Genomic DNA, 13,034 nt, shown 5'->3' with positions numbered 1-13,034 from the left:
TCGGTAGGACCAACCCTACGCCATCGGAGCGGTGCCCTGTGCCCATTTATCGCCCGCGGCACCCCTCCGACCCCTGCCATGCGGGCATAAACGCAGGTCAGAGACGTGGTGAAGGAATCGAAGACGGTGGCGGAAGCCCCGCCTCAGCCTGCGAGGAAGCGGAGCAGCGCCAGGGATCCGATGCCGAACGCGATCGTGAGGTAGAAGTTCCGCGTCCGCCAGGCCAGCAGCAGCGTCGGCACCGCGAGCCACAGCCCGAAGTTCCCCGGACCGAGGTCCAGGCGGCCGTCCGGCACGAACAGCGGCGGGGCGAGCAGCGCGGCGATCACCGCCGGCGGCACCTGCCGCAGCCAGACCACGACCGGGCCGGGCAGGGACGCCGCCGCCAGGAACAGCGTCGGCAGCAGCCGGGGGCCGAAGGTGACGGCCGCCATCCCGGCGATGGTGAGGGCGAGGACGGGGCTGCTCATCGTCCCGCACCTCCTTCCGCGGGCGCCGCGTCCTCCCCGAGGGCGCAGGAGCGCTCCTCGCGGGGGGTCAGGGCGAGGCCGAAGGTGGCTGCGAGGGCCGCGGCCGCCAGGACGGCCCAGTACTCCAGGCCGAGCAGGGTCAGCCCCACCGCGAGGGCGCCGGCCAGCACGGCGACGGCCAGGCCCCGCCGGTCGGCGACGACGCCCGCCGCCAGCAGGGCCATGAACATGGCGGGCAGCGCGTAGTCCAGGCCGAGCGCCTCCACGTCGGTGACGAGGTCCCCCGCGAGGACGCCCGCCAGCGTGCCCGCCACCCACGAGCCGTGGACGGCGGTGTTGAAGGCGAACACCTCGGCCTTGGGGCGTTCGGCTCGCTCGGCCCACTGCGCGGAGTGCACGGCGAAGGCCTCGTCGGTCAGCTCGTACGCGAACAGCGCCTGCTCCCGGCGGCGCCAGCCGGCCAGCCGCGGCGCGATGGCCGCGGACAGCAGCAGGTGCCGCAGGTTGACGACGAAGGTCGTCAGGACGACCGCGTACGGGGCGGCGCCGACCGCCAGCAGCTGGAGGGCGGCGAACTGCGAGGAGCCGCCGTAGACGAACGCCGACATGGCCGCCGACGCCCACCAGGGCAGGCCCGCGGTGTGCCCGAGGACGCCGAACGCGAAGGCCACGGGCACGTAGCCGAGCATGACGGGCACGGCCTGCCCGAGCCCGGCCGCCCACGCCCGCGGCGCAGGCGCAGGCGCGGACGCGGACGCAGACGGGGCGGCCGGGGCGGCGGGGGCTGCTACAGGTCGCACTCGAAGGTCCTCTCCCCCAGCGCCGGCCGGAAGCCCGCCCCGGTCCACAGGGCGGTCGCCGCCTCGTTGCCGTCGAGGACGGCGAGGAAGATCCGGCGCACCCCGCGGCGCCGGAAGGCCTCCAGGGCGTCCGCCGCCATCACCCGCGCCAGCCCCAGCCGGCGGTGGCCCGGGTCGACGACCGCGTGGCTGATGCTGCCGCGCACGCCGAAGGAGCCCGCCAGCAGCGCCGCGACGACGCGGCCCGACGGGGTCCGCACCACGCGGCACAGGTCCGCCGAGTGGGCCAGGTGCCGCGCCAGGAGCGCCTCGTCCTCCCACTCGCAGTACGCGGCCTGCGGCGCGGCCCGCAGCAGCGCGATGACCTGCGGGATGTCGGCGGCGGCCATCTCGGCCGAGACCGCGGGCGCCGCCGGCTGGGGCGGCGCGACCAGTACGTCGAACGCCTCGGCGAGCGCCGGCGCTGCCGCCGGCATCAGACCAGCGTCTCGTACGGCGAGCCCGGCAGGGAGAAGGAGATCGCGAGCACGTCGCGGTAGCCGCCCTTGTCCTCGCCCGCGCTCAGGCCGGTCACGTGGTGCTTCATCGCCCGGTCCTCGAAGATCAGGGAGTCGAGCGGGGTGAGGAAGGTGCCCTTGGCGAGGGGCTCCTCGTCCCAGGTGAAGACGGTGCTGTGGCCGCCCTCGACGTCGACGCGGGAGATGAGGTGCAGGCCCGCCCACGGGTAGCCGTCGGAGTGGATGCCCTCGGGGACGAGCTCGTTGTACTTGCCCGGGTTGATCTCGATGCGGATCTGGTGGATCTGGCACACCCAGGTGCGGTCGCGGTACTCGGCCTCGATGGGCAGGTTGTCGAAGTCGTACCGGACCAGGGCCCGGAACAGCGGGTTGGTGTACGTCGACTCCTCGACGTCGCCGAAGTGCCGCTCGATGCCGCCGACGAAGGCGTTCATGGCCTCGCTCTGGAAGTACGCGACGTGGTCGAGCGGGACCAGCTCGCCCGTGGCGGGCGTGAACGCGAAGTCGCTGTAGCGGCGGGTGCGGACGGCGCGGTCGCCGCCGCCGAAGTGGACGTCCGGGGTGAGCCGGCCCCAGGACGCCTGGAGGTCGCCGAACGCGGCGGCGAGCTCCGGGGAGAGGGTCAGGTCGGCGGCCGACACCAGCGCGTAGCGCTTCTCGCGCAGGTCGTCGCGCAGGTCCGGGCCGACGGCGGCGATGGTGTCCGGGACGGGGGTCCGGCGGGCGGTGGGCACGGCGGTGGTCATGGCGGTGGGTCCCTTCTGGGGGTGCGGACGGGAAGACGGGCGGTCAGCGCAGGCCGAGGGAGGCGTACACGGCGTCGAGCTCGGCGACGTCGAGGCCGGCGGCCTGCCGGACCAGGCGGATGGCCCGGTAGATCTGGTTGATGTGCGCGATGTCGTGGCCGACGACCTTGCGGATCATGACCTCCATCGTTTCGCCGCCCTGCTCGCCGTGGCGGCCCGTCCGCTGCCAGTCGGCGGGCGGCAGGGCGGCGAGGAGCGCGACGTTCGAGGCGCGCAGCCCGGTCCAGGCGTCGAGCATCTGACGGAACGGCAGGCGGGGCAGCGGGGCCCACAGCTGCTCGTCGTAGCCCGGGTAGACCGGGTCGTCCTCGGTGGCGACGAGCCGCCAGCGGAAGCCGTAGACGATGTCGACGTCGAAGAGGTGGCCCACGATGAACGCGGCGGGCCACTCGCCCGGCTCGGGGACGGCCTCGGCGAGCTCGGTGGGCAGGTCCGCGAAGAGGCGGGCCGCCCAGACCGGCGTCTGCGCGAGGACGTCGAAGGGGTCGCGGTCTCCTGCGACGGCGAGGAGGGCGTCGACGTACGCGGCGGGGTCCTCGGTGGCGGAGGGGATGTCTATGCGGTGCACGTCCGTGTCGGCGAGCGGGCTCATCGGGGTTTCCTTCCTGAAGGCGGACGGGGGGTGGGGCAGGGGTGAACGGGGTCAGGCCGCGGGGGCCGGCTCGGCGGCCGGCTCGGCGGCCGGGGCTGCGGACTTCGGGGCGCGGGCCGGGGGGACCGCCGCCAGGGCCAGGCCGGCACCCAGGGCCGCCACCGCACCGCAGACCACCCAGTGCAGGGGTGCCGAGATGCCGTAGAGGAGGCCGCCGACGGCCGGGCCGAGGGCGCCGCCGAGGGTGTGGGCGATGCCCTCGGCGCCCTGGTAGCGGCCGCGCAGGTGCGCCGGGGAGAACTCGGCCGGGTAGGCGTTCGCGATCGGCGTGTAGATCGTCTCCGCGACCGTCCAGACGACGACGGTCAGCGCGAGCAGCCACACCGCCTGCACCGCGCCCGTCAGGGCCATGCCGAGGCCGAGCAGGAGCAGGCCGGCGGCGATCACCCGGCGGGGGGTGCGGCGCTCGGTGTGCCGGGTCAGCGGCAGCTCGATCAGCACGCAGATCAGGGCGTTCAGGCCGAGCAGCAGGCCGTAGACCTTGTTGTCGAAGCCCGCGTCGGTGACGTGCAGCGGCAGGGTCGCGGTGGACTGCCCGTAGACGAAGGTCGCGGCGACCATCGACCCCAGGAACAGCAGGTACGGCCGGTCGGCGAAGACCGCCCGGTAGCCGCCGCGCCCGCCCTCCGCCGCCGCCTCCGCGGGGTCCTGCACCGGCGGGCGGCCGCCCGGCAGGGTGCACAGGGCGAGCACGCCGAAGGCGAAGGAGAACAGGGCGTCGCCGAGGAAGACGTACGTGTACGAGGCCCCGCTGAGCAGGCCGCCGACCAGCGGTCCGACGGCCATGCCGACGTTGATGGCGAGGCGCAGGACGGCGAAGGCCGTCACCCGCTGCTCCTCCGGGACCACGTCGACGAGCAGGGCGCCCGCCGCGGGCCGGTACAGCTGGGCGAAGACGCCGACGACGCCGACCAGTGCGGTGGTGGCGAGCAGCCCGTCGGCGAGGGGCACGAGGGCGGTGGCGGCGCTGCTGCCGAACATCGACACCGCGATGGCGGTGCGGCGGCCGAACCGGTCGGCGACGCTGCCGCCGACCGCGTTGCCGACGAAGGCGCCGACCCCGACCACGCCGAGGGCCACGCCGGCCTGGAACGCGGAGAACCCGCGGGCCACCAGGAACAGCACCAGGAATACGTTGAGAAAATTCCCGAATTTGATGAGGAACATTCCGGAGAAGATGACCCAGGCACTGCCGGGCAGATTCCGCAATCGACGGCGCAAGGGTTCCTCGCCGGCCATGGGGGGCTCCTTCCCAAACGGGGGATGAGGTGGTGTCCACCATGGAACCCGCTGGTCAGGGCGGAGAGAAGAGGAAACGGCTGGCATGAAGCGGGTTGGCACATTCGTGCCTGCGACCTCCGGGCCCCTCCGCCCGGCCGCCCCGCCGCCCGCGTCGGTGCGTTATTCGTGCCGGGCATTCTTGTGCCACCCTGCGGGCATTCCCCGGGCGGAATTCATCCGGCAGTGTTCCGGCCATGACCGAACACAAGCTTCTCGTCGTCGGCGGACGGATACAGACGCTGCGCAAGGCGGCGGCACTCGGCATCCGCTTCGTGCTGATCCAGCACAGGGACCAGTTCGTGCCCGAGGCCGCCCGCCTCGCGGAGGCCGTGATCATCGCCGACTACACGGACTGGGAGACCACCCGCCCGCTGGTCGAGGCCGCGCACCGGGCGTACGGGTTCACCCGCGTCGTCTCCATCACCGAGCCCGGCCTGGTGCCCGCGGCCCGGATCAGCGACCACCTCGGCCTCGGCGGCACCACCGAGGAGGTCGCCGAACTGCTGCGGGACAAGCACGCGATGCGCCGCCGCCTGGCCGCCTCCGACTCCCCTGAGGTCCGCGCCCTGTCCGTGGCCGCGGCGGAGGTCGACGGCCCGGAGGACCTGGCCGCGTTCGGCGCCGAGCACGGCTACCCGTTCGTGCTGAAGCCCGCCGACGCCACCGCCAGCCTGGGCGTCGTACGGATCGACGGGCCCGCCGAGGCGGCCGGCGCCTGGGCCGGGGTGGAGGCGCTGCGCGCCCGTACCGACCTGCAGTGGGGGTCGTTCTTCACCATCGGCCGGTTCATCGCCGAGCAGTACATCCCGGGGCCGGAGTACAGCGTGGAGACGTTCTCCTTCGCCGGGCGGCACATCGTCCTCGCCGTGACGGAGAAGCTGACCGGCGACGGGTTCGTCGAGCTCGGCCACGCCCTGCCGGCCCGGCTGGCACCGGCCGACGAGCAGCGCATCGAGGAGGCCGTCGTCCGCTTCCTGGACGCGATCGGCCTCGCCGACGGGGCCGCCCACACCGAGCTGCGGCTGGCCCCGGCAGGCCCGCAGGTCATCGAGAGCCACAACCGGATGGGCGGCGACCGGATCTTCGACCTGCTGGACACCGCCTACGGCATCGACCTGGAGGAGTGGATCGTCGCCTGGCAGTTCCGCCTGGTCCCCGCGCTCACCGCCCGCCCGGCCGCCCGCTGCGCGGCCGCCACGCGCTTCCTGTCGGCGCAGCCCGGCACCGTCACCGCGGTGCACGGCGCCGACCGGGCCCGCGCCCTCGACACCGCCATCGACGTCGAGGTCGCCGTACGGCCCGGCGACACCGTCGGCGCGCTGCGCGGCAACTGGGACCGGGTCGGGCAGGTCCTGGCCTCGGGCCCGGACACCGCCGCGGCCGTCGCCGCTGCCGAGCGGCTCACAGCGGAGGTCGTGGTCGAGACCTCCGCGGCCGTGGCCGCCGCCGGCGCCGTGCGCGAGGGGGCGGCGGCGTGAGGATCCTGCTGATCATGCGGAACACGTACGCGTGGCACCGCGAGCACATCGAGACGCTGGAGCGGATGGGCCTGGAGGTCCACCTCGCCACCACGGTCGCGCAGGCGGCCGACGACGGCCGGTTCGCCGGCGTCGTCGCAATCCCGGAGGAGCTGGAGGGCGCCGCGCTCGCCGAGCACTGCGCGGCGGCCGCCCGCCGCCTCGGCATCACCTCCGCGATCACCTTCTACGACAGCGACATCGCCGTCACCTCCCGCGTCAACGAGCTGCTCGGCCACCGCTGGCCGCGCCCCGAGGCGGACGCGATCTCCCGCGACAAGCAGCTCCAGCGCACCTTCCTCGCCGCACACGGCCTGCCCGCGCCGCAGTTCGCGGCCGTCGACGGCGTGGAGGCGGGCCTGGCCGCCGCCGAGGCCTTCACGTACCCGTTCATCGTCAAGCCCAGCGCCCTCGCCGCCAGCATCGGCGTCAGCCTGGTCCGCGACCGCGGCGAACTGGAGCGGGCCCTGGCCGACGTGGCCCGGCTCGCCGAGGAGTGGGGCGGCTACTTCCCCAGCGACGGGCCGGAGATCGCGCTGCTGGAGGAGTTCCTGCCCGGCAAGGAGGTCACCCTCGACGGGGTGGTCCTGGACGGGCGCTTCCACCTCGTGGGCGTCACCAACAAGATGCAGATGCCCGGCCCCTACTTCGAGGAGGACTTCTACACCCTCCCCTTCCGCACCCCGCAGGAGGAGCCGGAGCTGGTCGCGGCAGCCGAGGGCATCACCGCCGCCCTCGGGGTGCGGCACTGCCTCTTCAACGCCGAGTTCCGGCAGGACTCCGCGGGCCGCTACCGCGTCGTCGAGTTCGCCACCCGTATGAGCGGCGGCCAGAACTACCGCAACCTGCGGGAGGTCCACGGCATCGACCCGGTCCGCCTGTACGCGAAGGCCGTGCTCGCCGGCGACGACGCGGACGCCCTGGCCGCCCTCCTGGACGGGGAGGTGCCGCGCGCCGCGACCCCGCGCGCCGCGGCCTGCATCAAGTTCGCCTACCGGACCGGGACCCTGGTCCGCAACAACGCGGGCGACGCCGCGCACTCCCCGCACTTCCGCTCCTACATCCCCGCCTCGCAGCCCGGCGACCGGCTGCGGCGCGCCCCCGAGGGCTGGTACGAGATCGCCGGCTCGCTGGCGGTCGCCGCGCCCTACCGCGGGCCCGCCGACATCGACCGGGTCGAGCGGATCGCCGCCGAGCTGGACGAACGGCTCGACGTGGTCGTCGTCCCCGCCCGGACCGCCGCCGCGGCGTCCTGACCAGCCGGCCCGCCGGCCCGAAGCCCCGCCCCGCCCATCCCCGACGCGGAGAGAGCCCCACCGTGCACGCCGACGACCCCGTGTTCCGCATGGGAATCACCGAGCCCACCGCCATCGACCCGTACAAGGCCCAGGAAGGGGAGGGCATCCTCGTCTGCAAACTCCTCTTCACCGGCCTCCTCGCCCTCGACGGGGACGGCGCGCCCGCCCCGGCCACCGCCGTGGCCTGGGAGAGCGACGCGGCCGCCACCACCTGGACGTTCACCCTGCGCCCCGACACGGTGTTCTCCAACGGCGAGCCCGTCACCGCCCACAGCTTCGTCCGCGGCTGGTCGCGGGCGCTGGACCCGGCAGCCGCCACGGAGACCGCCTACCACCTGGCGGGCGTGCGCTCCTTCACCGCCGCCGACGACACCACCCTCGTCGTCGAGCTGTCCGAGCCCGACACCGAGTTCGACCTGAAGACGCTCCAGCCGGTCTTCAGCCCCGTCCCGGAGTGCGCGGGCCCCGCGCTGGACCCCGCCTACAACGACATGCCGATCGGGAACGGCCCGTTCAAAATGGCCGGCCCCTGGGAGCACCACCGGGCGATCCGGCTCGTCCGCAACGACCGCTGGAACCTCGGCCCGGCCCCCGAGGTCCGCGAGGTGCACATCGACGTCCTGGACCCGGTCACCGGCCTCGACGACGAGTACGCCCGCTTCCTGGACGGCACCTACGACTACGCCCGCATCCCGCCGGCCCGCACCGCCGAGGCAGCCGCCCGCGACGGCTTCACCGAGCAGGAGGGCGCCGGCCTGTTCTACCTGATCCCCTTCTGCCATCAGGCGCCGATGGACTCCCTCGACGCCCGCCGGGCCCTGTCGGCCGCCATCGACCGGCAGGGGCTCGTCGACCGGCACTTCCACGGCCGGCGCACCCCCGCCCACTCGCTGCTCTCCCCCTGGTTCGGCAAGGCCCACACCCCGCGCGGCACAGACGGCGGCGACTGGACGGCCTACGACCCGGAGCGGGCGCGCGCCGCCGCACTGCGCGCCGGGCTCGGGCCTGGCAGCCGCGTGCAGTTCGCGTACAACACCGGCGCCGGGCACGACGCGTGGGTCGCCGACCTGGCGCGCGGCCTGGAGGAGGTACTGGGCTGGCGGGTCGAGCTGCTGCGCCTCGACGCCCGCGGGCTCGTCGACCACCGCACCTCGATCGGCGCGGCCGGCTTCTGCCGGGCCGGCTGGGCCTGCGACTACCCCACGCCCGACAACGTGCTCTACCCGCTGCTGCACTCCTCCTGCACGGCGCCCGACGCGGCCGGCACCGCCCACGGCGACAACGAAGGCCGCTACGCGAACCCGGAGTTCGACGCCCTCGTGGCCCGCGCCCGCGGCTGCGCCGACCCCGCCGGGCGCGCCGACGCCTGGCGGCGCGCGGAGGCCGTCGCCATGGCCGACCTGGCGCTGGTGCCGCTCTGGTACCGCACCGACCAGCGGGTGTACGCCGCCGAACGGATCACGGGCCTGCGCATCGACTTCGACGGCAATCCGACCCTCACCACTGTCAAGGCAAGGAAGACCACGCGATGAGCGCACCGACGCACCCGACCGCACCGGCAGACGCCGGCGCCTCCGCCGCGCAGGCCGCGCAGGCCGCGGCGGCGCAGCCCGCCCCCGTCCACGACATCCTCGGCATCGGCTTCGGCCCCGCGAACCTGGCGCTGGCCATCGCCCTGGAGGAACGCGGCTCCCCGCTGACCGCACGGTTCCTGGAGGCCAGGCCCAGCCCCGAGTGGCAGCCCGGCATGCTCCTGGACGGCTCCGACATCCAGAACCACCCCAGCCGCGACCTGGTGACCCTGCGCAACCCGCGCAGCCGCTACTCCTTCCTGAACTACCTGCACGAGCACGGCCGCCTGCTGCGCCACCTCAACCTGCCCGCGGAGTTCCCGCTCCGCAAGGAGTACGCCGGCTACATCCGCTGGGCGGCCGGGTTCTTCGCCCACCTCGTCGACTGCAACCAGCGCGCCGCGCACGTCGAGATCGTGCAGGAGCAGGGCGAGCGCGTCTACGCCGTCACCACCATGTCGGGCAACCGCTACCTGGGCCGCACCCTCGTCATGGCGCCCGGCCGCACCCCGTACGTCCCCGCCCCCTACGACACGCTGCGCACCCCGCGGATCTTCCACCTGACCCGGTACCTGCCGAAGCTCGCGGAGCTGACCGCCGGCGGGCGGGAGCCGGAGTCGGTCGCCGTCATCGGCGGCAGCCAGAGCGCCGTCGAGCTGGCCCTGGACCTCTCGCGCCGCTTCCCGCGGACCCGGGTGACGACGTACACCCGCTCGCACACCCTGAAGCTGAAGGACACCAGCCCCTTCAGCGAGGAGGGCTACTTCCCCGAGTTCACGGACTACTACTTCCGGGCGCCGCGCGAGGCCAAGAAGGCCCTCGACGCGTACATGCACGGCACCAACTACTCCTCCTCCGACGGCGACGTGCTGCGCGAGCTGTACATGGCCATCTACGAGCAGGAACTCGACGGGGAGCAGCGGACGTTCGTCCGCGGCAACCACGAGGCCACCGGCGTGTCCACCGCGCCGGACGGCCGGATCGCCCTGGAGTTCCTGGAGCGCACCACCGGCGCGCGGACCACCGAGACCGTCGACTTCGCCGTCCTCGCCACCGGCTTCCGCAACATGGGCCCCGGCCCGCACGAGGAGCTGTGCCCGCCGCTGATGGCCCCGCTCGCGCCGCTCTTCGCCACCGAGCCGGACGGCCGCCTCCAGGTCGCCGCCGACTACGCCCTGGAGCCGGTCGCCGACGGCGTCCCGCCGCTCTTCCTCAACGGGCTGTGCGAGTCCAGCCACGGCATCGGCGACGCCGGCTCCTTCAGCCTGCTGTCGCTGCGCGCCGCGACCCTCGCCGACGCCCTCACCGCCCGCCTGTCCGCCACGGCCGCCGCCGGCCGCGACGCCGTCCTCGCCGCCGCCTGACCGGAAGGGTCCTCATCCCCCATGACCGCCACCATCGACGCCCCGGCCGGCCGGGTCTACAGCGCGCCCCGTGTCACCGGCACCCTGCCCGGCCCCCGCAGTGCCGAACTCCTGGACCGGCAGGCCGGCCGGGAGTCCAACTCCCGCTCCTACCCGCGCAAGCTGCCCATGGCGATCCGCCGCGCCAGGGGCTCCTACGTCGAGGACCTCGACGGGAACGTCTTCCTCGACTTCCTCAGCGGCGCCGGCGTCCTCTCCCTGGGCCACAACCACCCCGAGCCGCTCGCCGCCGCCCACCGCCAGCTCGACGAGTTCGTCCACGGCCTGGACTTCCCGACCCCGGTCAAGGACGAGTTCACCGAGCTGACCATCGGGATGCTGCCCGAGCCGATGCGCGAGCGCACCCGCATCCACTTCTGCGGGCCGACCGGCGCCAACGCCGTCGAGGCCGCGCTGAAGCTGTGCAAGACCGCCACCGGCCGCGACGAGGTCGTCACCTTCCAGGGCGGCTTCCACGGCGCCACCCTCGCCGCGCTCAGCGTGACCGGCCTCGTCGAGCAGAAGGAGCCGGTCCGCGGCCGGATGCCGGGCGTGCACTTCTTCCCGTACTCCCACTGCCACGACTGCCCGCTGGGCCTCACCCGGGACACCTGCAAGGTCAACTGCGCGGCGTTCCTGGAGAAGGCGCTCACCGACTCCAACGGCGGCCTCACCCCGCCCGCGGCCGTCCTGATGGAGCTCGTGCAGGGCGAGGGCGGGGTGATCCCGGCCGAGGTCGAGTTCGTCCAGCGGGTCCGCGAGGTCACCCGGCGGCTCGGGATCCCGCTGATCGTGGACGAGGTGCAGAGCGGCTGCGGCCGCACCGGCACCTGGTTCGCGTTCGAGCAGTACGGCATCGAGCCGGACGTGGTGTGCGCCTCCAAGGCGCTGTCCGGGATCGGACTGCCCGCCTCCGTGATCCTGTACGACGAGAAGCTCGACGTGTGGAAGCCCGGCGCGCACTCGGGCACCTTCCGCGGCAACCAGCCCGCCTTCGCCGCGGGCGCCGCCACCCTGAAGGTGGTGCGGCGCGAGCGCGTCCTGGAGAACGTCCGGGCCCGCGCCGACCAGCTGATGGTCCACCTCCAGGGGCTGCGCGAGCTCGGCCCGTGGGTCGCCGACGTACGCGGCCTCGGCCTGATGGCCGGCGTCGAGCTGACCGACCCCGCCACCGGGCGGCCCGCGTCCGAACTGGCCCGCCGCGTCCAGTGGGAGGCCGTCAGCCGCGGGCTGATCCTCGAACTCGGCGGCCGGGACGACTGCGTCGTGCGCATGCTGCCCCCGCTGAACTGCACCGCCGAGGAGATCGACCACGCCGGCCGGATCGTCCGCGCGGCCCTGGCCGCCGCCCTGGACGGGCTGGGCGCGGCGGCGGAGGCCGCGTGATGGCCGCCGCCCGCGACACCGCCGTCCAGGACCTCGTCGTCGCCGGGTTCGGGCCCTCCGGGATCGCGCTCGCCGCCGCCGTCGAGGACCACGACGACGCGGCCGGCGGCCCGCCGCTCGCCGCCCGCTACCTGGAGAGGGCCGCCGACTCGGCCTGGCAGCCCAACCTCGTCCTGCCCGGCACCGACATCCAGCACCACTTCCTGCGCGACTTCGCCACCCCGCGCGACGCCCGCTCCCGCTTCACCTTCCCCCACTACCTGCAGCAGAGCGGCCGCTTCTACCCGTTCACGCTGATGGGCGGCTACGTCAGCCGCCTGGAGTGGTCGGACTACGTCCAGTGGGCCGCCCGGCAGGTCCGCGGCACCGTCGAGTACCACCGCGAGGTCCTCGGCGTCGAGCCCGTCACGGGGCCCGACGGCCGCGTCCGGACCGCCCGCGTCACCTCCCGCGACCCCCGCGACGGCTCCCTGCACACCGTCGAGGGCCGCAACGTCGCCCTCGCCACCGGCCACGAGCCGTACGTGCCCGAACTGCTCCGCCCGCACCTGGGCAAGCGGGTCTTCCACGCCTCGCGGCTGCTGCCGGCCCTCGCCGCGCTGTCCGGGACCCCGCTGCGCAGCATCGCCGTGGTCGGCGCCGGCCAGACCGCCGGCGAGATCGTCCTGCACCTGGCCGCGCAGCACCCCGACGCGGAGATCCACTCCCTCGTCCGGCACGCCGGCTTCCGGATGTACGAGCTCGGCCACTTCAGCAACGAGGTCTACTTCCCCGACGAGACCGACTACTTCTACGGCCTGGAGGGCGAGCAGCGCGAACGCGCCCTGGAGCAGGCCCGCGCCACCAACTACGCGGCCGTCGACCCGGACGTCTCCACCGCCCTCTACCAGGCCGCCTACCAGGACCGGTTCACCGGCCGGAACCGCCTGCACATGCACCGGCGCACCGAGATCGCCTCCGTCGGGCAGGAGGACGGCGGCCCGGTGCGGCTCGCCACCGAGGAGGTCTTCACCGGCGAGCGGGGCCTGGTCACCGCCGACGCCGTGATCGTCTGCACCGGCTACCGCGAGCCCGTCCTGCCCCGGCAGCTCGCCGCGTTCGTCCCGTACCTGCGGCTCGACGCGCAGGGCCGCCCTCAGGTCACCCGCGCCTACCGGGCCGAGACCACCGGCGACTGCGAGGTCGGGATCTACCTCGACGGCCTCACCGAGTGGCGGCACGGCATCGGCAGCGCCACCTCCTTCAGCCAGATGGCCGCCAAGGCCGACACCGTCCACCGCGACCTGCGGGCCCGCCTGAGCCGGCCCGCCGCGCCCGTCGCCGCCTGATTGG

12 protein-coding genes are annotated in these 13,034 nt (G+C 74.3%); 6 read left to right on the top strand and 6 right to left on the bottom strand.

Annotated elements, in window-relative coordinates:
* Nucleotides 1-143 precede the first annotated feature (143 nt).
* The 6 genes from MUK52_RS17210 to MUK52_RS17185 are packed head-to-tail and all read right to left on the bottom strand — an operon-like array spanning nucleotide 144 to nucleotide 4,413.
* Nucleotides 144-470 (bottom strand): AzlD domain-containing protein, encoded by a 327-nt coding sequence (locus MUK52_RS17210; RefSeq protein WP_114058175.1) that lies wholly within the window; start codon nucleotides 468-470, stop codon nucleotides 144-146.
* A complete protein-coding gene (locus tag MUK52_RS17205; RefSeq protein WP_284578022.1) occupies nucleotides 467-1,270 on the bottom strand; it encodes an AzlC family ABC transporter permease in 804 nt (267 codons plus the stop codon). Before MUK52_RS17205 ends, MUK52_RS17210 begins: the two co-directional genes overlap by 4 nt.
* On the bottom strand, nucleotides 1,258-1,746 hold the full coding sequence (locus tag MUK52_RS17200; protein ID WP_284578020.1) for a GNAT family N-acetyltransferase: 489 nt from the start codon (nucleotides 1,744-1,746) through the stop codon (nucleotides 1,258-1,260). The genes MUK52_RS17205 and MUK52_RS17200 overlap by 13 nt, the downstream gene beginning before the upstream one ends.
* Nucleotides 1,746-2,534: a 2OG-Fe dioxygenase family protein gene (locus MUK52_RS17195; protein ID WP_284578018.1), complete on the bottom strand. Its 789-nt coding sequence runs from the start codon at nucleotides 2,532-2,534 to the stop codon at nucleotides 1,746-1,748. The genes MUK52_RS17200 and MUK52_RS17195 overlap by 1 nt, the downstream gene beginning before the upstream one ends.
* Before the next feature lie 43 nt (nucleotides 2,535-2,577).
* A complete protein-coding gene (locus MUK52_RS17190; protein WP_114058179.1) occupies nucleotides 2,578-3,186 on the bottom strand; it encodes a DinB family protein in 609 nt (202 codons plus the stop codon).
* Between the two features lie 51 nt (nucleotides 3,187-3,237).
* Nucleotides 3,238-4,413, bottom strand: a complete 1,176-nt coding sequence (locus MUK52_RS17185) for an MFS transporter (protein WP_162793314.1) — start codon at nucleotides 4,411-4,413, stop codon at nucleotides 3,238-3,240.
* A gap of 308 nt (nucleotides 4,414-4,721) precedes the next feature.
* Here MUK52_RS17185 and MUK52_RS17180 point away from each other — a divergent pair, with 308 nt between their 5' ends.
* The 6 genes from MUK52_RS17180 to MUK52_RS17155 all read left to right on the top strand — a co-directional run bounded on the left by MUK52_RS17180 (nucleotide 4,722) and on the right by MUK52_RS17155 (nucleotide 13,030).
* Nucleotides 4,722-6,005: an ATP-grasp domain-containing protein gene (locus MUK52_RS17180; RefSeq protein ID WP_114058181.1), complete on the top strand. Its 1,284-nt coding sequence runs from the start codon at nucleotides 4,722-4,724 to the stop codon at nucleotides 6,003-6,005.
* A complete protein-coding gene (locus MUK52_RS17175) occupies nucleotides 6,002-7,300 on the top strand; it encodes an ATP-grasp domain-containing protein (RefSeq protein WP_284578010.1) in 1,299 nt (432 codons plus the stop codon). The genes MUK52_RS17180 and MUK52_RS17175 overlap by 4 nt, the downstream gene beginning before the upstream one ends.
* Nucleotides 7,301-7,362: 62 nt before the next feature.
* The gene (locus tag MUK52_RS17170; RefSeq protein WP_284578008.1) at nucleotides 7,363-8,874 is read left to right on the top strand and encodes an ABC transporter substrate-binding protein; all 1,512 of its coding nucleotides are present in this window, start codon (nucleotides 7,363-7,365) and stop codon (nucleotides 8,872-8,874) included.
* Nucleotides 8,871-10,277 (top strand): SidA/IucD/PvdA family monooxygenase, encoded by a 1,407-nt coding sequence (locus MUK52_RS17165; protein WP_284578005.1) that lies wholly within the window; start codon nucleotides 8,871-8,873, stop codon nucleotides 10,275-10,277. Before MUK52_RS17170 ends, MUK52_RS17165 begins: the two co-directional genes overlap by 4 nt.
* A gap of 21 nt (nucleotides 10,278-10,298) precedes the next feature.
* On the top strand, nucleotides 10,299-11,702 hold the full coding sequence (locus MUK52_RS17160) for a diaminobutyrate--2-oxoglutarate transaminase family protein (protein ID WP_114058185.1): 1,404 nt from the start codon (nucleotides 10,299-10,301) through the stop codon (nucleotides 11,700-11,702).
* A complete protein-coding gene (locus tag MUK52_RS17155; protein ID WP_284578004.1) occupies nucleotides 11,702-13,030 on the top strand; it encodes a SidA/IucD/PvdA family monooxygenase in 1,329 nt (442 codons plus the stop codon). Before MUK52_RS17160 ends, MUK52_RS17155 begins: the two co-directional genes overlap by 1 nt.
* The last annotated feature ends 4 nt before the right edge of the window (nucleotides 13,031-13,034 follow it).

Origin of the sequence: Streptomyces sp. 2P-4 (genome assembly GCF_030167965.1) — a bacterium.
Classification (GTDB): Bacteria; Actinomycetota; Actinomycetes; order Streptomycetales; family Streptomycetaceae; genus Streptomyces; species Streptomyces globosus_A.
This window is presented reverse-complemented; position numbering and strand designations above follow the sequence as displayed.